The organism is Cryobacterium sp. Sr3 (assembly GCF_004402835.1).
Taxonomy (GTDB): Bacteria; Actinomycetota; Actinomycetes; order Actinomycetales; family Microbacteriaceae; genus Cryobacterium; species Cryobacterium sandaracinum.
The window spans coordinates 136904-155189 of sequence record NZ_SOFA01000033.1 but is presented as its reverse complement, the minus strand read 5'-3'; the positions used below and the strand labels follow the sequence as shown (position 1 = coordinate 155189).

The window sequence follows — 18286 nt, the reverse complement described above, 5'->3', positions numbered from 1 at the left end:
GCATCAGCCGCGCGCCTCGTCGGCGACGAGCGCGAGCTCCACGAACGCGCGCACGGCAGCCGACGCGCGCCGCTTGCGCGAGGCCGCCAGGTACACCGTGAAATCGGGCAGATTCGCCACGGGAAGCCGGTGCACGTCGAGCGCGTCGTGGGCGGTGAATTCGGGCAACAGGGCCACTCCGAGGCCGTTGGTCACGTATTCGGCGGCCGTTCCGATATCGGAGACCTCGATCATCACCCGCCGCTCGAGGCCGGCAGCGGTGAAGGCATCGTCCACGATCTGACGGCTGGCGTAGCCGGGCGGCAGATCGATGAACTCCTCCGGCACGAGGTCGCCCAGGCCCACGGCCGACGCGGAGGCGAGCCGGTGGCCTTTCGGCACCACCAGCACCATCGGCGACGAAGCGATCGGCACGGCTGAGAGCGCCGTCGGCGCCGGGCCGCTGAGGGCGAGGAAGGCCAGGTCGAGTTCGCCCGAGACGAGCTCGTCGACCAGCCCGGCCGACCCCCGCCGGGCCGCGCGCAGCCGCACGCCGACGCCCGGATGGCCGGCGCGGAAGAGACCGAGCAGCCGAGGCACATTGACGAGCGTGACCGAGGTCATCAGCCCGATCACGATGGACCCGGTGATGGCGCGGGTGGTGTCCTGGGCGGCGTCGCGCACCTCGTTCACGGCGTCGAGGGCGTCGCGCACCTTCGGAAGCAGCAGTTCGCCAGTCGTAGTGAGCCTGATCTGGCGGCGGCTGCGATCGAACAGTTCGACGCCCAATTCGCTTTCGAGCGATCGAATGCCGGCCGAGACGGCTGACTGGGCGATGGTGAGCCGGTCCCCGGCGCGCGTGAAGCTCAACTCACCGGCGACGGCGCTGAAGAATTCGAGCTGTCTCAATTCCATGGGCCTAAGCATCTCATTTTCAGATCGTTTGCATCGCTACTCGGCGTTGCTTGTTATTGAATGTGCAGCGACGATGGAGGGGAGGCCGATTCAGAACGGCGATCCGGGAGGCATCACAATGACCACTACTTCACCGCTCCAGAGCGACGACGACACAACCGAGACCACGCTCGTGCGCTCTGACGCCGGCACCCCCGCTCCGTCCACCCGCTCCGCCGAACGCGTGGTGGAATGCCTGAAGGCATACGGCGTGCAGTGGGTCTTCGGCGTTCCCGGCGCCAAGATCGACCCGGTCTATGACGCTCTCATCGACGACGGACCCGAGGTGATCGTGGTGCGTCACGAGCAGAATGCGGCCTTCATGGCCGCGGCCGTCGGGCGTCTGAGCGGCCAGCCGGGCGTCGTCCTGGTGACGAGCGGCCCAGGCACCTCCAACCTCGCGACGGGCCTGCTGACGGCGACGACCGAAGGCGACCCGGTGGTCGCCCTCTGCGGCGCGGTTCCGCGCGCAGACCGGTTGAAGCGTACCCACCAGACAATGGATGCCGTGGGCATGCTGTCCGCCGTGACCAAGTCCGCCGGCGAGGTGAGTGTCGCCGACAACGTGCCGGAAGCAATCGCGAACGCGTTCCGCGAGGCAACCCAGGAGCCCAAGGGCGCCGCAGCGGTTGTTCTCCCCTACGACGTGCTCACGGACTCGACGACCGTGTCGATGACGCATCCGCACTGGGTGCCGCAGCTGGGCGCCGCACCCTCCAAGAGCGTGCAGCGCGCTGCCGCCCTGCTGAAGGATGCGCAGTTCCCGGTCATCCTTGCCGGCGCGCGGTCCGGCTCGGACCAGGCCGTCGCGGCGCTGCACCGCCTGCTGGGCGTCGCCGGACTGCCCGTCGTTGAGACGTTCCAGGCCGCGGGAGTCATCTCGCACGAGCTCGAAGAGCATTACCTCGGACGCGTGGGCCTGTTCCGCAACCAGCCCGGGGACATCCTTCTGCACAAGGCCGACGTGATCCTGACCGTCGGCTACGACTTCGTCGAGTACGAACCGTCGAAGTGGAACAAAGACCACCTGCGCGTGATCATCCACCTGGACGAACTCTCCGCCGACCTCGACGACTACTACCGCCCCACGCTCGAACTGCGCGGCGACGTCGCCGAGACCCTCGACGCCCTCGCCCGCCAGATCAACGGGCTGTCGATGCCGGTCGCCGCCGCGGCCGAGGTAGCCGAGCAGCGCGCCCGCCTCGCGCACGCCGACCAGCCCACCGGTCGCCGGGACGAGTCCGAGGGCGTGCACCCGGCCGACCTCACCCTGATGATGCGCGAACTGCTCCCGGATGACACGACGGTGCTCTGCGACGTGGGCTCCCACTACATCTACATGGCCCGGCACTTCCGCACCTACCACCCGCGCACCCTGCTGTTCTCGAACGGCCAGCAGACCCTGGGCGTGGCCCTGCCCTGGGCGATCGCCGCGACCCTGGTGCGCCCGGGCACACCAGTCGTGTCCGTGTCGGGCGACGGCGGTTTTCTCTACTCCGCCATGGAGCTGGAGACGGCCGTGCGGCTCGGCTCGACGTTCACCCACATCATTTTCAACGACGGCACCTACGACATGGTGGCGTTCCAGCAGATGGGCAAATACGGGCGCACCTCCGGCGTGCAGCTGGGCGATTACGACGCCGTCGCCTATGCCGAATCATTCGGCGCCCACGGCCACCGGGTAACGCACCTCGACGACTTCGCCGGCATCCTGGCGCAGGCCCTTGCCGAACCCGGCCCGAGCATCATCGACGTGCACGTCGACTACCGCAACAATAGAGATGACCTGATGGCCGATCTGGAAAGCGATGTGCTGCAATGAGCAAATTCACTGTCACCCGACACGAAATTTTCCAGACGAGCCTGATGAGCGCGCTACTCGACGGCGTCTACGAAGACGAGATGACCGTGCGCGACCTGCTCGGCCGCGGCAGTTTCGGACTCGGCACGTTCAACGGACTGGACGGTGAAATGCTGATCATCGACGGCATCTGCTACCAGCTGCGGGCCGACGGCGGGGTGTCGAAGGCCGACCTGGGCGCGCACACGCCCTACGCCGTCGTCACGAATTTCGTGCCTCATATCGAGAGCCAATTGCCGAAGAACATCGTGCGCGCGGAGGCGTCGACGTTCATCGACAAGCTGACGGCGTCGCAGAACTACATGTACGCCCTGCGCATCGACGGCGACTTCGAGTGGATCCGGATGCGCACGGTCGTCAAGCAGGAGAAGCCCTACCGCCCCATGGTGGAGGCAACCGACGAGGACGCGATCATTGAGTTGCACGACGTCTCGGGCGTCGTGGCTGGCTTCCGCACCCCGCTCTACGAGCAGGGGATCGGCGTGCCCGGCTGCCACACGCATTTCCTGACCGACGACCGCACGGCCGGCGGCCACGTGCTCGACTTCAAGCTGCGCTCCGGCACCGCTGCCCTGTGCCTCGGCACCGACCTGCGCTTGCAGCTGCCGCTGACGGATGCCTTCAAGAACGCCAACCTGTCCCCCGACGACCTCGAGTGGCAGATCCAGAAGACCGAAATGCACCGGTAGCCGAGCGATCCGAATCGGTTGGTTGTGTCGCTCTCGAAAGATCACAGCTCAGCGCACCGAGTGAATGCTGCTCATCACAGGTGACTCCCTGCCCGGCGTCCAGCCAATTCGACGGAGATTCTGGTGCGAATCGGCTTCTTCTCAGGATTTACGGCCATTTTTGGGCAAAATCTCGGCTCTCCGTCGAATTCGTCCGGGGTACGGGGTGGAGCGGCTGATGGAGGTGCGAAGCGCGCACGCGCTGCCGCTCATCCGGCGCGCGTTGTGGCCAATTCAGGAGATCCGTCCGGCCGGGCCGAACATCCGCCCCGGTTCCGCACTGGTCCGTGGCGGCCGATGGACTTGGCTGGCGGATGTCCTGAGTTGGCCACATGTGTCGGCTCGGCCGGGCCTAACCCACGCATGAGGGCAGCGCGACCGCCATCACGGTGAGCGCGAAGGTGCGGGGTATCCGTCTGCTGGATGGTGTGGGCGACCACGACATCGACTGCAAGGTGGACGGATTCGGCTCAATGCGGCTGAAGTCCAGCGTGGTGAAGAAGGTCCAGCCCCGAACCGCCCGCTAAGGGGACCGTCAGCGTCCGGAATCCAGCCCTGCCCGACGGTTCGACATCAGCGCCGCCAGATCGGTGTTCACCAGAACCCGCACCCGTTCCGCCCGCCGCTGCGCGTAGTCGGGCTCCCGGCGGTCGACAACCTGTTCGACCAGCCGGGCGGCGAGCGCGGCGCCGATTTCCTCGCTGGCGTCCGTGCGGGCCCGCTTAAGCAGGTCGGCGACCTGCTCGTCGTCGGCGGCCACGGCCCGTAGGGCACCGGCGAGCTTCAGGTGCACACTCCGTCGCAAGGCCAGCTGGCGCACGTGGAGCCTGTCATCGTCGGTGATCTCGAATGCGCTCCGCTGCCGGCCCAGGACTTTCCGCTGCCGGCCGACACGCTCGGCATCTTCCTCGTTCTGCGTCGCCAGCCGGACCAATTCGGAGCGGACGGCCGCGGTGTAATCGGCATCGGCGAAGTCGCGGTGCTCACGCAGCGCCCCCACGATGATGTGGTTCTTCACGGCCATGCGCGCCGCGGAGAGCCCGATGAGAACGCCCTCGTCGACAATCCGCTCAAAGGAGGCCATGGCGATACCCTACGCCCCACGTGCCCACGGGGGTCTCATGGGCTGCATGACGGCAGGAACCGAAGCCTCGACACGCTGGCCCACCATCCCCAAGAATGTTCGCGCCCTCACGGTGCCGCCCAACCTCGTCAACTATGACGAGACCTGCGCCGCCTTCACCTGGGACGAGGCCCGCCACGCTCTTTCGGGGCTGCCCGGCGATCGGGGGCTCAACATCGCCTACGAGGCGGTTGACCGGCATGCCGCCGGTGCCAGGGCCGCTCACGAGGCCCTGTGCTTCGTGCGCGGCGACGGCAAGACCCACTCCCTGAGCTATGCAGAGCTCGCCGAGCAGACCGGCCGCTTCGCCAGCGTGCTGCGGGGCCTAGGCATCGGGCGGGGCGACCGGGTCTTCTCCCTCCTCGGCCGCGTTCCCGCGCTCTACGTCGCGGTGCTCGGCACGTTCAAGAATGCCAGCGTCTTCTGCCCGCTGTTCTCCGCCTTCGGGCCGGAGCCGGTACGCCGACGGCTCCAGCTCGGCGGCGGCCGGGCCCTGGTCACAACGCGGGCGCTGTACCGCAAGAAGGTGGCGCCGATCCGGGTCCAGCTGCCGGACCCGCGGCACGTGTTGCTGGTCGACGCCGACGGCCATCCGGACCCGGGCACGCTCGATCTGGCGGCCCAGCTGCGGGAGACCCCGCCCTACATCGAGATCGCCGCCACCCAGAGCTAGGACATGGCTCTGCTGCGCTTCACGAGCGGCACCACCGGCACCCCGAAGGGTGCCATCCACGTGCACGACGCCGTGACCGCGCACTACGCGACCGGCCGGTTCGCCCTCGACCTGCACCCCGGTGATGTCTACTGGTGTACCGCCGACCCCGACTGGGTCACGGGCACCTCCCACGGCATCATCGCTCCTCTGGTGCACGGCGTGACCGCCATCGTCGACGAGGAGGAGCTGGACGCGGACCGGTGGTACCGGGTGCTCGCCGAGCAGCGCGTGACCGTCTGGTACACGGCGCCGACCGCCCTGCGAATGCTTATGAAAGCCGGCTCAGACCGGGCCGCCGGCCACGACCTGTCCGCGCTGAGGTTCGTGGCCAGCGTGGGTGAGCCGCTCAACCCGGAGGTCGTGGTGTGGGGCCAGGAGACGTTCGGGCAACTTGTGCACAACAACTGGTGGCAGACCGAGACCGGCGGGATCATGATCGCGAACTACGCGGCCACGCCCATCCGCCCCGGCTCGATGGGGCGGCCTTTGCCCGGCGTCGAGGCAGCGCTGGGCGCCCGCGACCAGCAGGGTGCGCCGCTGATGCGGGGCGGCGAGGTCGTGCTGGTGACCGAAATGGATGCCCTGAGCGAGCTGGCACTGCGGCCCGGCTGGCCGTCGATGTTCCGCGGGTATCTGGGCGAGGAGGAACGTTACCGACGAACTTTCGCCGGCGGCTAGTACCTCACCGGCGACCTCGCCCGACAAGATTCCGACGAGTACTTTTGGTTTGTCGGCCGCGGAGACGACCTCATCAAGTCGTCCGGGCACCTGATCGGGCCCTTCGAGATGGAGAGCTCGCTGATGGAGCACGAGGCGGTGGCGGAGGCCGGCGTGATCGGCATCCCGGATCCGGTTGACGGCGAGGTGGTCAAGGCCTTCGTGGCACTAAAGACAGGGTGAGAGCCCAGCGAGGTTCTGCGCCTGGACATCATCGGCTTCGCCCGCGGCGCCTCGGCCCGGCCGTGGCGCCGCGGGAACTGGACTTCAACCTCACTTCCCAAGATCCGCGGGTTCATGCACGTCTGCATCGGCGATCAGGCGGTGGCAGCCGGCGTTCTGGTGACGCTCGAACCGGAGGACGCCGTCGTGGCGACCAACCGCGAACACGGCCACGCGCTGCTGCGAGGGGTCGCCGCCGGCGCAATCCTGGCCGAGATGTACGGATTCGAACAGGGATGCTGCCGGGGCCGCAGCGGGTCCATGCACCTTTTCGACGCGGCCACCCGGTTCTTCGGGGGCAACGCCATCGTCGCCGGCGGTCTTCCTCTCGCCATCGGTCTGGCTCTGGCCGACAAGATGGCGGGCCGTTCCCGCGTCACCGCCTGCTTCTTCGGCGAGGGCGCCGTCGAGGAAGCCACTCGGCGCGCCGTCGCCGCCGTGAGAGCCGGCGCCGGACCGCACTTCCTCGAGCTCCGCACGTACCGCTTCCGGGCACACTCGATGATCGACCCCGAGCGCTACCGCGAGAAGGCCGAGGTGGCCCAGGGGCTGGAGCGCGACCCGATCGACCTGCTGCGCGCCGCGCTGGAGGCCGCCGGCGAGCTCCCCGAGCGCATGTGGGCCGACCTGCAGGCATCCGTGGACACCGAGGTGCAGGCCGCCGTCGACTTCGCCGAGGCAGGCACCGCGGAACCGGTCGAAAACCTCACCCGCCACGTGTATACCGAGAGAGACGTCACCGAGCAGGAACGATCATGAAACGGATGCCGAGATGAAAACCACCTATCGCGAGGCCATGCGGGCGGCCATCCGGGAGGCGATGGCGCGCGATGACCGGGTGTTCATGATGGGAGAAGACGTCGGGGCCTACGGCGGCTGCTTCGCGGTGAGCCTGGGTCTGCTAGAGGAATTCAGGCCCGAACGCATCCGGGACACCCCGCTTTCGGAAACCGGGTTCGAGGCGGCCGGGATCGGCGCGGCCCTGGGCGGGATGCGCCCGATCGTCGAGATCATGACCGTCAACCCCAGTCTGCTCGCCCTCGGCCAGATCATGAACAACGCGGCGACCCTGTCCTACATGTCGGGCGGGCAGTTCAGTGTGCCCGTGGTGATCCGCATGACCACCGGCGCCGGGCGCCAGCTGGCCGCCCAACACTCGCACGGCCTCGAGAGCTGGTACGCACACATCCCGGGCCTGCGTATCCTCACCCCGTCGTCCCTGGCCGACGCCCGCGGGATGCTGTGGAGCGCCCTGCAAGACCCTGACCCGGTGCTGATCTTCGAGCCTGGTTCGCTCTACAACACTGCCGGCGAGCTCGACGATGACGCCGGCGCGGTCGACATCGACACCGCAGTCGTGATCGACGAAGGTTGGCGCAGCGGCAGCATCTCGGCCGAGATCAGCGCCCGCATCACCGAAACAGCCTTCTTCGACCTGGATTCTCCGGTCGGCCGGGTCTGCAGCGCCGAGGTGCCGCTGCCCTACGCCCGGCACCTGGAGCAGGCCGCCCCGCCGTCGGCCGCACGCGTCATCGCCGCCGCCCGGGAGGCGGTGGGCACCCGTGGGTGAGTTCCGGATGCCGGCGCTCGGCGCGGACACGGAGCAGGGCAGGGTGGTGGAGTGGCTGGTCAAGCCGGGCGACTGCGTGCATCGCGGCGACATGGTCGCCGTCGTCGACACCGAGAAGGCGGACATCGACGTGGAGTCGTTCGAGGAGGGCGTGGTCGCCGAGCTGCTCGTCGAGGTCGGCACGACCGTTCTGGTCGGCGCACCACTCGCCCGGATCACCCAGACCCCGGCGGCCGAGGTCGAGCCCACGGTGCCGACCACGTCCGCGCCGGCCCCGGCGCTCGCCCGGGCGGTCCCGGTGCCGGGCTTCGTGTCTCCCCCTATGCGCCAGCTTGCACACCGGCTCGGCATCGACACCGACGCGTTGCACGGAACCGGGAAGCACGGCGCCCTCACCCGGGCCGACGTGGAGCACGCCGCAGCCGCGCTGTCGACCGCCGAACAACCGCCTGCCCGGCACCGGCCGCCTGCCGAACAACCGTCTGCCCCGGCAGTAACCCCGCTGACGGTCCGCCGGGTGCGGTCCTCCCCGCTCGTGCGGCGCGTCGCCAAGAGTCTCGGCGTGGACCTGGCAGTCGTGCCGGGCACCGGCGCCGGGGGCGCCGTCACCGAGGCCGACGTGCGCAACGTCACCACCGCGCCACCCGTCGCAGAACCGGCCGCCGCACCAGTGATCGCACCAACCGCCGGGCCAACCGCCGCTCCAACGGATGCCGCCGAGCGGGCCGCGGGCCTGCTCCGCGCCATCGGGTCGCTGATGGCGCGCTCGAGGAAGACCATCCCGCACTACTACCTGAGCACCACCCGGGATTTGCGGGCGGCACTGGCCTGGATGGAGCAGTACAACTCCGCCCGCCCGATCGCTGAGTGGCTCGTGCCGGCCGCCCTGCTCCCGAAGGCCTCCGCGCTGGCCGCCAGGGACGTCCCCGAGGTCAACGGCTTCTTCACCGAGGGTTCCTTCCAACCGAGCGCCGCAGTGCACCTGAGCGTAGCCGTGGCAGTGCGCCGGGGTGGCCTGGTTGCCCCCGCGCCGCACGACGCGGACACCCTGCCGCTGGAGGTGCTGATGAAACAGCTGCGGGACCTGGTGAGCCGGGCGCGCGGCGGGCGATTCCTCGCCCGGATCGACGAACTGTTGCAGAACCCGGAGGAGCTATGACCGAACAGACCGAACAGGAGGCCCGAGCGGCAGTGTATGCGGCCATCCGCCAGGTGGCGCCGGATGTCGACACCGACGATCTCGACGAGGGCGCGCGATTGCGCCAGGATCTGGAACTCGACTCGCTGGACTTCTTGCGGCTGATAAAGACGATCCACGAGGCGACAGGCGTTGACATCCCCGAGCGCGACTACGCGGTTGTCACAACGGTGCGAGTCCTGATCACCTATGTCGCCCTGCACGGTTGATTCAGTTCTCGAGCATTATTCGGTTTCTTCCCGGCCGAGTCAAGGCCCTCGACGCAGTCCCGCCCAGGATATGTACTGATGTTCCAGCCCGAACTGGAGGAACCCATGACCATTACCGCACATGCATCATCCGTTGCCACGTATAACCGTGCAGCGACGGACGCGTTCGGCGACTACCTGAGAAAAATTGGCAGCGTTTCGCTCCTCACCGCCGAGGACGAGGTCGACCTGGCCAGACGCATCGAAGTCGGCCTGTTCGCCGAGCAACGCAGCGAGCAGGGCGAAATTGAACCCTCTCTCCTCCGCGAGCTGGCCTGGCTTGCCCATGACGGCCGCCGCGCGAAGAACCACTTCATCGAAGCGAATCTGCGCCTGGTGGTCAGCATCGCCAAGCACTACTCCGGACGCGGAATGCCCATCATGGACCTCGTGCAGGACGGCAACATCGGCCTCGTCCGCGCCGTCGAAAAATACGACTTCATGACCGGCTACAAATTCTCCACCTACGCCACCTGGTGGATCCGCCAAGCCATCCACCGCGGCATGGCCGACAAATCCCGCATGATCCGCATCCCCGTGCACACCGCGGAGAAGCTCAACAAGATCAAGCGCATCCGCCGAGACCTCACCAGCACCCTCGACCGCGAACCCACCGTGGCGGAGCTCTCCGAGGCCTCGCAGATCCTGCCGGCCGATGTGATGCGCCTGCTGCGCTATGACAACGAGCCGATGTCCCTGCAGTCGCCGGTGGGCGATGGTCTCGGCGACATCTCCGAGCTGATCATCGACGACGACCTCCCCCAGCCCGAGGAGCATGCCGTGCTCACCATGCGGGCTTCGGACATCGTTTTCTACATGAGTGCCCTGCCGCCGCGGGAGCGGTCGATCCTGATGTCCCGGTTCGGTCTCGACGGGGGCGCGCCCCAGACGCTGGACCAGATCGCCGTCGTTCAGGGCGTGACCCGGGAACGGGTGCGCCAGATCGAGAAGCGCGCACTGGCCCTGCTGAAGGTGCCGTGCCTGGAACAGTACCTGCGCGATTGACCGCCTCTGGGCGGGGACCTGACCGGCTGACGCAGCGGCCGACGCGACTCGAGAAGTCACGTCAGCCGCTGTGGTCACTCCCCCTGCTCATCCATGGCGCCCAGTGGTTCCGGTCGAAGGCGATGTCACTGACGCTGCACAGCGAGGCGTCGATCGGCATTAGGCGCTCGGTCGCGGGAAGCGCGAAAATGGGCTCATGTCCTCCGTAAGCGCTGCACCCAGGTCTCTGCCCGCATCCGTTCGAATCGGAGAGGGCCGCGGTGGCCTCACCGTGGTGAGAGTGGTCGGTCGCGCCGGCTCCGCCGAGATCTACCTGCACGGCGCGCACGTCACCGACTTCACCCCGGCCGGCGGCCGGCCGGTGCTTTTCCTGAGCGACCTGAGCCGGTTCGAGGCCACCGCCGCGATCCGCGGCGGCGTGCCGATCTGCTTCCCTTGGTTCGGTGCGAACGCGCTCGATCCGGCCGCGCCGTCGCACGGTTTCGCCCGCCTGATCGAGTGGGAGCTCGTGGACGCCCACGAATCCGACGACGACGTCGTGCTCACCTTCAGCCTCACCGACACTCCCGCCACACGCACCTCGGCTTGGCCCCACCGTTTCGAGGCCCGCTACACGGTCACCGTCGGCGCCCGCCTGACCCTCGCCCTCCGGGTGACCAACCGGGAGACGGATGCGCTCAGCTACGAAGAAGCGCTGCACACCTATCTGCGAGTGAGCAATGTGCGCGGCACGACGGTCTCGGGGCTGCAGGGCACCGCGTTCCTGAACCAGCTGACCGCTCTGACCGAGCCCGCGGAGAACAACCCCCTGGGCTTCGGCACCGAGACGGACCGCCTCTATCTGGGCAGCCGCGGCAGCGCCACCGTCGCCGACCCGGACGGCCGCACCGTCACGATCGAATCCGACGGATCCGACAGCACCGTGGTCTGGAACCCCTGGGCCGACAAGGCCGCCCAAATGAGCGACTTCGGCGACGACGAGTGGCCCGGCATGGTCTGCGTGGAAACCGCGAACGTACGCCGGGACCAGGTACGTCTGGACGCCGGCCAGAGCCACACGACGACGGTCGAGTTCGCGGTTTCGGCCTGAGAACCGACCTTCGGGACTGCCCCGCAAAAACTTTCTTTCGGCGCTAGCGTGACGAATTCCCGTCGACCCACGTCATACTAGTGTCGCCCGGCTCGTGCCACGCGCCGCGACAGATTGGAGCTTGCCATCGTTGAACAGACGACCTCCGCACGACCAGCCGTTCCCCCAACCGGACCAGGGACGACTGTCATCGCCGATGGCGTCGTCGCGAAGGTAGCCGGCATCGCCGCACGCGAGGTGCCGGGCGTTCACGCGCTCGGCGGAAGCGCGGCCCGGGCTCTCGGCGCCATCCGGGAAGCCCTCAGCGTCGCCGACCTCTCCCCCGGGGTGAGCGTCACCACCGAGGGCGCCGCGGCATCCATCGCGATCTCCATCGTCGTCGAGTACCCGCACGAACTGCAGAAGGTCGCGGGCGCAGTGCGCAACGCGGTCGAGACGGCGATCGAGACAATCGTCGGCATGCAGGTCACCTCGGTCGATGTGACCGTCAAGGACGTGCACCAGGCGTCAGATGACACGGTCGCGGACGTCGACGAGACAGACACCCCGGACTAGTCCGGCTCTTTTCCCCACTTCACCAGAACTGACCTTCATCAGTTCGCAAACAACAGAGAGACGCAAGGACAAATTATGGGCTTCATCGGATTCCTTATTCTCGGACTCATCGCCGGCGCAATCGCCAAGGCAATCCTGCCGGGCAACCAGGGCGGCGGCTGGGTCATCACCCTCATCCTCGGCGTGCTCGGCGCGTTCCTCGGTGGTTTCCTCGGCTCGGTCATCTTCGGCACGGGTCTGGAGAACTTCTTCGACATCTCGACCTGGCTTCTCGCCATCGCCGGCTCCGTCATCGTTCTCGTGATCTACGGCGCACTCACGGGGCGTCGCCGCCGGGCCTAAGTCACGGCAGCGCGACAAGCGCGAACGAACGGGCGCACTATTAGGGGGTGCTCCGGTTCGTTCGCGCTTATTTTTTGTTGATTCGTGCCTGCTGGCGTCCGATTGCCGGCATTCTGCGTGCCGGTGGCGTCAGCCGCCGGCGACGTCGTGCAGGTGGTGCACCGGATCGTGCACAAAATATTGCCCCATCGTGGTGACGGTGAACCGGGCACCGTCGCTGCGGCGACCGGTTCGGCCGTGGTCTGCGGGCGAAACGGCGGCGAAAGAGCCGGCGACGGATGCCGCGGCTTCGGCGAGTTCGCGGGCCACGACCGCCGGCTCCTGCTCGTTATAGCGCTCCATCACCGCGGTGGCGTCCTGGTCCCAGTTCGGGAAAGCCGGGTCGTCCTCGGCGAGCATGAGGGTGAGACGCTCGTCGAAGATGCGGAACACGTCGCGAACATGGGCCGCGTATTCCAGGGCAGACCAGGTCTGCTCGTCGGGGCGCGACGCGACATCCGTTCGCTGCAGCACCGGCTGCCAGCGGGCCGCGTTCTCGCGCACCAGCCGCGGAATGTGCGCGAAATCGACGTCGGCGGCGGAGAAACCGCACTCCGTGCAGGGGCGCTCCAGCACCCAGGTCCAATCTTTTGTATCCGCGCTGATTCCCATCCGGTGATCCTATCCGGTGGTCACGGCTACGCACCGGTGTCCGGCCAAACCGAACCGTCGTTGATTCCGAACAATGGTCGAGCACGGATGCACCGTGACATCTACTGGAGGTCTTCTCATGCGTACATCCCCCAACCGCATCATTGCCACTGTTTTCGGTGCCGTCTACGTTCTGGTCGGCGTGCTCGGTTTCTTCGTGACCGGCGGCGTCGACTTCTTCGCCACCGATGGCGGCCTGCTTCTCGGCATCTTCGCGGTCAACCCTCTCCACAACACGGCCCACCTCCTGATCGGCGCAGCACTGTTGATCGCCGGCCTGGCCACGGCCCCCGCCGCAAAGGCCGTCAACACCACGGTCGGTGCGGTGTACCTGCTCCTCGGAATTGTCGGTTTCTTCATCGCCGACACCGCGCTCAACATCCTCGCCCTCAACACGGCCGACCACTTCCTGCATCTGACCAGCGCCATCGTGCTGCTTGGAGCCGGTCTCGCAGCCGACAAGACGGTACCGCGCACGGTCACCGTCTAGCCCACGCGCGCCACCCACACCGCGGACAGGAATCCCATGACGCAGATCACGCGCCTCTGGATCGCTTTCGCCGCCCTCGGGGCAGGGATTATTCACCTGGCCGTGGGCGCCGGCGCTCCAGCCCTGCTCGCCGTCACCTTCGTCGGGCTCGGCGTCGCCGAGCTCTGCTGGGGTGTGGCGACGCTCGTGCGAGGAAGGCATCTTTGGCCGAACCAGGCCCTCGTCGCCGCCCTTCTCCCGGGCGTCGTTTGGGCTGCAATGGTGGCGCTCCGCAGCACCTCGGCGGTGCCGGCCGACGCCACAGTGCTGCCGGTCTTCCCGATGACCATCGCCACCTCGTTCGGCGTGTTCGTGGCCGTCTCCCTTGCCCTCACCCGGCGGCGTGCCAGATGCCGGACGGCGGTATCCGACACTCCTGCCGGGGTGACCGGAACGACCGGACCCGCACCGCAGGGCTGGCGTTTCCTGGCCGCGCTGACGCTCGGCGGCCTGCTGGTTTCCGGCCTGACCACTCCGGCCCTGGCCGCGACGGATGCCGGCACTCAGGCGGTCCCGCACGGGTCCCACGGTCACTCGGGCCCCGCCGCTCTGCCCGGCGCACCGCACTCCCACCACTGACCGGCTGCGGGCCAAAGATAATTCCCGGGTCTCGCTGGACCCGGCAGCCCTTCTAGTCCGGCTGCTGCGATCCGCAGACGGCGACAGCCCGGATTTCGCCGGCGACTTGGTTTTCGGTCCAGGGCAGGTTCAGCTGGGGTGCCGGCACCTCTCCGGACGCGGGCGCAGCGCCGGCGACCGCGGCAAGTCGGCGGGCGACCGCCTCGGCGAACCCGCGGCCGGAGGTCGAATTATTGAAGGAGACCACTACCGTGAGTCCGCTGACCGGGTCGGCCATCGCCGCCGAAATGAAACCGGGGATCTCCCCGGACTGACCGAGCAGCGGGCCGAACCGCTCGACCCCGAGGCCGTGTTGATGCCAGGAGAGGGCTCCGGCACCCGGCAGAACCGGCGCCCACTGCGCATCCGTCGATGTTTTCGACAGGAGGGTCCCCGCGGCCAGCGCCTGCGCCCAGATCTTCAGGTCGTCGAGGTTCGAGACCGCCCCCGCCGCCAGTCCGCCCACCGAGGGCGACAGCTGCGTTACATCGAGCACGCTCCCACAGCGGGCCCTGCCGACCGGATCAAGGGCCGCGGCATAGCCGCGGGGACTCGGCCCCGGGATCGCAAGCTCGCCCGGCGATGGCAGGCTGGTGTTCGTCATGCCCAGCGGTTCGAACACGTAGTGCCGGTAGAGCCACGGCCAGTCGCGTCGGGTTGCCTGCTGCAGGGCGAGACCGAGCAGCACGACCCCGGTATCCGACGCGGACCAGGTTCCGCCCGGCAGCGCCACCCGAGGTGCGCCCGTGCCGCTCGCGATGACTTCGCGCGTCGACCATTTGCGACTGGGGTTGGCCATAATCTGCGGAGCCATCAGGGAGGCGTGATCGGCCAGGCCGGACGTGTTGCGGCAAAGCTGCCCGAGGGTGATTTTGTCCAGCCCCACCACCCGGGGCACGTAGTCGGACACCGGATCCTCCAAGCGCACCTGCCCCTCCTCGACGAGCCGGAGCAGCACCGTGCAGGTCAGCGCCGTCGTGTTGGTGCCGATCCGGAATCGCATCTCCGGGGTGAGGGCACCGGGTGTCGTCCTCGAGACGGACCCGGGCGACGCGACCCAGGTGCCGGCCCACGGCGCCCAAACACCGGCAATGGCCCCCGAGGAACCGGACAGGGTCTTCGCTTCGGCGAGCACGTCATCCAGCCGGGACGTGACCTCGGACGAGAACGGGGCCGCCGCCTGCGCGCGAGCCCCCGGGGACGCATCCGTCGCCGCGGTGCACGCCGTCAGCACGAGGGCGGCACTCACGACGAGAGCCGGCACGCGGTGGTGGCGTGTGTGGGGGCTCGCGTGACGAGGTGCGGAGCCGACTGGTACAAGGCCGGCTGCGGCCTGGCTGATCGGTGCCTGTCCGAGCTTCATCGCCTGACCCCCGTCGCGTCGCGGCCCACACAGGAGCGCCCCTGCACGACGGAGTGTACCCACGCCGCCGTCCGGCCGCACCGTATTGCTGCCGGCGGCCCCCCGGCTCTCGCTCTTACCCCTACTGCCGCCCTCGTCCCTAACGAATTCGACGGAGATTTTGGGCTAGAGACTCAGTTTTGCGCTGTTCTGCACCGTTTTCGGCAAAATCTCCGTCGAATTGGTTCGTGGGCAGCGGCGGGAGAGGCAGCCGCGAGAAGGGCAGCCGCGGCGGTAAACACGGGGCTAGTCGGCGGGGGTGACCGGGCAGGGGGTCTCGGTAGGGTGCGGGCCGCGCATGAACCGCTGCACGTTCTCGTCCACGATCATGTCGCTCGGGCGCAGCGGACGGGTCAGATAAAGGCCGTCCAGGCTGGTCAGCCGACTGAGGGCCACATAGGTCTGGCCGGGGCTGAACACGCGCGCGCCGAGGTCGACGACCGCGCGTTCATAGGTGGCGCCCTGCGATTTGTGGATGGTGACCGCCCACGCCAGCCGCAACGGGAACTGCGTGAACTCGGCGACGACGTCTTTGCGCAGCTTCTTCGTGGTCGGGTTGTAGGTGTACTTGAACTTCTCCCACACCGCCGGTTCGACCTCGTGCGTTTCGCCGTCGATGTCCACGTACACCGTCGAATCGACCCGAGTGACGGTGCCGATGCTGCCGTTCACCCAGCGCGGGCCGCCGTCCTGGTTGGAGTCGTTGCGCAGAAACATGACCTGCGCCCCGACCTTCAGCTCGAGCACCTCATCGGCGGGGAATGTGCGCCCGCCGAAGTCGCCGGTGACGTCGGCCTTGGCGGTCAGCGCCTTGCCGGGGAGGCGTTTGAGAGCGGATGCGTTGATCCGGTTCACGGAATCGTTGCGGGTGGCCAGCGTGATCACGCCCTCCCTCGGCGGGGTGCGGGCGCCCGCGGCGTTGAGCGCGCCGCCGATCTCGGCCGTGACCTGCCCGTGCCGCACCGCGTTGAGCATGTGTTTGAAGTCGGCGTCGCGCTGCCGGTGCACCTCGGTGAGCTCGAAGATGCGCAGGTCGGCGACCTGCCAGACCTTCGCGTCGAAGAACCACATCGACCGGTAGGTGTCCGCGAAGTAGGCACGCTCGTCGGAATCCCCCGGCACCGGGGCCAGCTGGTACGGGTCGCCGAAGAGCACGATCTGCGCGCCGCCGAACGTGTCGTTCGGCCGTTGCCGCGCCTGACGCAGGCTGCGGTCGATCGCATCCATCAGGTCGGCGTTGACCATCGACACCTCGTCGATGACGACCGTGTCGATCGTGTTGAGCAGTTTGCGTACCTGGTCGGACTGGTCGATCGCGTTGTCGGCGATCACGCCGATCGGCAGGCGGAACAGGGAGTGGATGGTCTGGCCGCCCACGTTCAAGGCCGCCACCCCGGTGGGAGCGGCAATCACGATCTGCTTGCTCGTGTTCCAGGCGAGGTGATTGAGTAGCGTCGACTTGCCGGTGCCGGCGCGCCCGGTCACGAACACGTTCTGCCGGGTTCCCTCGATGGCCTCGAACACTTCGGCCTGCTCGCGCGACAGCGGAATCTCAGACACGGGGGCGCTTTCGATGGGGTGCGGACGGGACACACCACTGTATCCGGCCCGGCTGCACGAGTCGGCCCCGGTCTACGGGTTGGCGGAGAACCGGCCCCGTAGGATGTGGGGGTGAGCAACCGGGACGGCAGGCGCCGGCGTAACGAGCGGCGCGCCATCGTGGCCGTGGTCATCGTTGCCGCCCTCCTTGGCGCAGGCCTGGTCGCGACGATCGGGTCGCTCAACCGCGACCTCTACAGCGCCGGCAGCTTCGTGGGGCAGTATCTCGACGCCCTGGCCCGCAAAGACACCGCCAGTGCGCTGCTGCTTCCCGGGGTCAAACCCGCGGCTGCGGAGCTCGAAGCGGCCGCGCTGCCGAAGGACCTGCCGGACACCCTGCTGCGGAACTCCGTGCTGGGGGAGCTCACCGACATCCGTCTGACCGCTGACGACGAGTCGGCCGACGGACGGCACACGGTCGACTACGAGTTCCGGCTGAACGGCACACCCGCGGCGATGACCTTCCAGGTGGAGAGCGCCGGCACGTTCTTCGGCGTTTTCGACAGCTGGCGCTTCACCACCAGCCCGCTGGCCGTGCTGCGAGTGAACGTGCTGCAGCAGGCCACGTTCTCGGTGAACAGGCTGACCCTCGACACGCGTGCGCACGCCGCCGATGGCGCGCCGGAAATGTTCTCGAACCAGGCGGCCTACCTGGCCTTCGCACCAGCCCTCTACTCGTTCGAGCACACCTCCACCCTGCTCGACGCGGCCTCGCAGACGGTGCCGGTCGTCGAGTCCGGGGTGACGGATGTCACGGTCGACGCCCAGCCCAACGCCCAATTCATCGGTCAGGTCCAGGCCGAGCTGGACCGTTTCCTCGACGATTGCACCACGCAACAGGTGTTGCAGCCCACGAACTGCCCATTCGGCATCGAGATCAACGACCGGGTGCGAGACGACCCGATCTGGTCGATCGCCCAGTATCCCCCAGTCACCCTCGTGGCCGGCGACTCCACCTTCGAGATGCCCGACACCGAGGGGCAGGCGCACATTGTGGTGGAGGTGCAGTCGCTTTTCGACGGCGATGTCGAGGTGCGGGATGAGGACGTGGCCTTTGCGGTCGCGATCAGCGTGACCGTGAACCCGGACGGGTCGCTCGCTCTTCAGCTGCGCTGACCGGCGGCGGCTGCCCTGCTGAACG

19 protein-coding genes and 2 pseudogenes are annotated in these 18286 nt (G+C 68.0%); 16 read left to right on the top strand and 5 right to left on the bottom strand.

Going from position 1 to position 18286, the window contains the following annotated elements; genetic code table 11:
* Positions 1–3: 3 nt before the first annotated feature.
* Entirely contained in the window at positions 4–894 is an 891-nt protein-coding gene (locus E3N94_RS09780; RefSeq protein ID WP_104099734.1) for a LysR family transcriptional regulator, read from the bottom strand.
* 118 nt (positions 895–1012) lie between these two features.
* Between E3N94_RS09780 and alsS the strand changes: the two genes are divergently transcribed.
* The 3 genes and pseudogenes from alsS to E3N94_RS09765 form a co-directional block, all read left to right on the top strand.
* Entirely contained in the window at positions 1013–2755 is a 1743-nt protein-coding gene (gene alsS / locus E3N94_RS09775) for an acetolactate synthase AlsS (RefSeq protein ID WP_104099778.1), read from the top strand.
* Positions 2752–3483, top strand: a complete 732-nt coding sequence (budA, locus tag E3N94_RS09770; RefSeq protein ID WP_104099735.1) for an acetolactate decarboxylase — start codon at positions 2752–2754, stop codon at positions 3481–3483. The genes alsS and budA overlap by 4 nt, the downstream gene beginning before the upstream one ends.
* A 404-nt stretch (positions 3484–3887) precedes the next feature.
* A pseudogene (locus E3N94_RS09765) lies at positions 3888–4049 on the top strand (PhnA domain-containing protein); the annotation flags it as partial.
* Positions 4050–4057: 8 nt separating this feature from the next.
* Here E3N94_RS09765 and E3N94_RS09760 read toward each other — a convergent pair.
* Positions 4058–4606: a hypothetical protein gene (locus tag E3N94_RS09760; RefSeq protein WP_104099736.1), complete on the bottom strand. Its 549-nt coding sequence runs from the start codon at positions 4604–4606 to the stop codon at positions 4058–4060.
* On the opposite strand from E3N94_RS09760, the pseudogene E3N94_RS09755 reads away from it, so the two are divergent.
* The 10 genes and pseudogenes from E3N94_RS09755 to E3N94_RS09715 all read left to right on the top strand — a co-directional run bounded on the left by E3N94_RS09755 (position 4524) and on the right by E3N94_RS09715 (position 12307).
* Positions 4524–6038, top strand: a pseudogene (locus E3N94_RS09755) (AMP-binding protein). The gene E3N94_RS09760 and the pseudogene E3N94_RS09755 overlap by 83 nt on opposite strands.
* Positions 6039–6146: 108 nt before the next feature.
* The gene (locus E3N94_RS17595; protein WP_347232698.1) at positions 6147–6260 is read left to right on the top strand and encodes a hypothetical protein; all 114 of its coding nucleotides are present in this window, start codon (positions 6147–6149) and stop codon (positions 6258–6260) included.
* Between the two features lie 114 nt (positions 6261–6374).
* Positions 6375–7058, top strand: coding sequence for a thiamine pyrophosphate-dependent enzyme (locus tag E3N94_RS09750; protein ID WP_134570142.1), 684 nt, complete (start codon positions 6375–6377; stop codon positions 7056–7058).
* 13 nt (positions 7059–7071) lie between these two features.
* The gene (locus E3N94_RS09745) at positions 7072–7869 is read left to right on the top strand and encodes a transketolase C-terminal domain-containing protein (protein ID WP_134342704.1); all 798 of its coding nucleotides are present in this window, start codon (positions 7072–7074) and stop codon (positions 7867–7869) included.
* On the top strand, positions 7862–9028 hold the full coding sequence (locus E3N94_RS09740) for an E3 binding domain-containing protein (RefSeq protein WP_134570141.1): 1167 nt from the start codon (positions 7862–7864) through the stop codon (positions 9026–9028). Before E3N94_RS09745 ends, E3N94_RS09740 begins: the two co-directional genes overlap by 8 nt.
* A complete protein-coding gene (locus tag E3N94_RS09735; RefSeq protein ID WP_104099739.1) occupies positions 9025–9276 on the top strand; it encodes an acyl carrier protein in 252 nt (83 codons plus the stop codon). The genes E3N94_RS09740 and E3N94_RS09735 overlap by 4 nt, the downstream gene beginning before the upstream one ends.
* 105 nt (positions 9277–9381) lie before the next feature.
* A complete protein-coding gene (locus tag E3N94_RS16820) occupies positions 9382–10320 on the top strand; it encodes a sigma-70 family RNA polymerase sigma factor (RefSeq protein WP_104194766.1) in 939 nt (312 codons plus the stop codon).
* 196 nt (positions 10321–10516) lie between these two features.
* Positions 10517–11410, top strand: coding sequence for a D-hexose-6-phosphate mutarotase (locus E3N94_RS09725; RefSeq protein ID WP_134570140.1), 894 nt, complete (start codon positions 10517–10519; stop codon positions 11408–11410).
* Between the two features lie 114 nt (positions 11411–11524).
* Complete coding sequence (locus E3N94_RS09720) at positions 11525–11965, top strand: Asp23/Gls24 family envelope stress response protein (protein WP_134570139.1); 441 nt, start codon at positions 11525–11527, stop codon at positions 11963–11965.
* 75 nt (positions 11966–12040) lie between these two features.
* The gene (locus E3N94_RS09715) at positions 12041–12307 is read left to right on the top strand and encodes a GlsB/YeaQ/YmgE family stress response membrane protein (RefSeq protein ID WP_104099742.1); all 267 of its coding nucleotides are present in this window, start codon (positions 12041–12043) and stop codon (positions 12305–12307) included.
* A 129-nt stretch (positions 12308–12436) separates the two neighbouring features.
* On the opposite strand, the gene E3N94_RS09710 is transcribed toward E3N94_RS09715, so the two are convergent.
* Positions 12437–12958 (bottom strand): DinB family protein, encoded by a 522-nt coding sequence (locus E3N94_RS09710; RefSeq protein WP_134570138.1) that lies wholly within the window; start codon positions 12956–12958, stop codon positions 12437–12439.
* A gap of 118 nt (positions 12959–13076) precedes the next feature.
* Here E3N94_RS09710 and E3N94_RS09705 point away from each other — a divergent pair, with 118 nt between their 5' ends.
* Positions 13077–13487, top strand: a complete 411-nt coding sequence (locus E3N94_RS09705; protein ID WP_104099744.1) for a DUF4383 domain-containing protein — start codon at positions 13077–13079, stop codon at positions 13485–13487.
* Between the two features lie 36 nt (positions 13488–13523).
* On the top strand, positions 13524–14105 hold the full coding sequence (locus E3N94_RS09700) for a hypothetical protein (protein WP_134570137.1): 582 nt from the start codon (positions 13524–13526) through the stop codon (positions 14103–14105).
* Between the two features lie 52 nt (positions 14106–14157).
* Here E3N94_RS09700 and E3N94_RS09695 read toward each other — a convergent pair whose 3' ends face one another.
* The gene (locus E3N94_RS09695; RefSeq protein WP_166790087.1) at positions 14158–15507 is read right to left on the bottom strand and encodes a serine hydrolase domain-containing protein; all 1350 of its coding nucleotides are present in this window, start codon (positions 15505–15507) and stop codon (positions 14158–14160) included.
* A 285-nt stretch (positions 15508–15792) separates the two neighbouring features.
* Positions 15793–17106 carry an AAA family ATPase gene (locus E3N94_RS09685; protein ID WP_104099748.1) on the bottom strand — a complete coding sequence of 438 codons (1314 nt, stop codon included), beginning with the start codon at positions 17104–17106 and terminating at the stop codon, positions 15793–15795.
* A 111-nt stretch (positions 17107–17217) separates the two neighbouring features.
* On the opposite strand from E3N94_RS09685, the gene E3N94_RS09680 reads away from it, so the two are divergent.
* Complete coding sequence (locus E3N94_RS09680; RefSeq protein ID WP_134570134.1) at positions 17218–18261, top strand: hypothetical protein; 1044 nt, start codon at positions 17218–17220, stop codon at positions 18259–18261.
* Positions 18262–18286: the final 25 nt, after the last annotated feature.

What these genes read in the sequence shown, in the direction of transcription:
- E3N94_RS09780 (WP_104099734.1), bottom strand. Translation starts at nt 894, where the DNA reads ATGGAATTGAGACAGCTCGAATTCTTCAGCGCCGTCGCCGGTGAGTTG.
- alsS (WP_104099778.1), top strand. Translation starts at nt 1,013, where the DNA reads ATGACCACTACTTCACCGCTCCAGAGCGACGACGACACAACCGAGACC.
- budA (WP_104099735.1), top strand. Translation starts at nt 2,752, where the DNA reads ATGAGCAAATTCACTGTCACCCGACACGAAATTTTCCAGACGAGCCTG.
- E3N94_RS09760 (WP_104099736.1), bottom strand. Translation starts at nt 4,606, where the DNA reads ATGGCCTCCTTTGAGCGGATTGTCGACGAGGGCGTTCTCATCGGGCTC.
- E3N94_RS17595 (WP_347232698.1), top strand. Translation starts at nt 6,147, where the DNA reads ATGGAGAGCTCGCTGATGGAGCACGAGGCGGTGGCGGAGGCCGGCGTG.
- E3N94_RS09750 (WP_134570142.1), top strand. Translation starts at nt 6,375, where the DNA reads ATGCACGTCTGCATCGGCGATCAGGCGGTGGCAGCCGGCGTTCTGGTG.
- E3N94_RS09745 (WP_134342704.1), top strand. Translation starts at nt 7,072, where the DNA reads ATGAAAACCACCTATCGCGAGGCCATGCGGGCGGCCATCCGGGAGGCG.
- E3N94_RS09735 (WP_104099739.1), top strand. Translation starts at nt 9,025, where the DNA reads ATGACCGAACAGACCGAACAGGAGGCCCGAGCGGCAGTGTATGCGGCC.
- E3N94_RS16820 (WP_104194766.1), top strand. Translation starts at nt 9,382, where the DNA reads ATGACCATTACCGCACATGCATCATCCGTTGCCACGTATAACCGTGCA.
- E3N94_RS09725 (WP_134570140.1), top strand. Translation starts at nt 10,517, where the DNA reads ATGTCCTCCGTAAGCGCTGCACCCAGGTCTCTGCCCGCATCCGTTCGA.
- E3N94_RS09715 (WP_104099742.1), top strand. Translation starts at nt 12,041, where the DNA reads ATGGGCTTCATCGGATTCCTTATTCTCGGACTCATCGCCGGCGCAATC.
- E3N94_RS09710 (WP_134570138.1), bottom strand. Translation starts at nt 12,958, where the DNA reads ATGGGAATCAGCGCGGATACAAAAGATTGGACCTGGGTGCTGGAGCGC.
- E3N94_RS09705 (WP_104099744.1), top strand. Translation starts at nt 13,077, where the DNA reads ATGCGTACATCCCCCAACCGCATCATTGCCACTGTTTTCGGTGCCGTC.
- E3N94_RS09700 (WP_134570137.1), top strand. Translation starts at nt 13,524, where the DNA reads ATGACGCAGATCACGCGCCTCTGGATCGCTTTCGCCGCCCTCGGGGCA.
- E3N94_RS09695 (WP_166790087.1), bottom strand. Translation starts at nt 15,507, where the DNA reads ATGAAGCTCGGACAGGCACCGATCAGCCAGGCCGCAGCCGGCCTTGTA.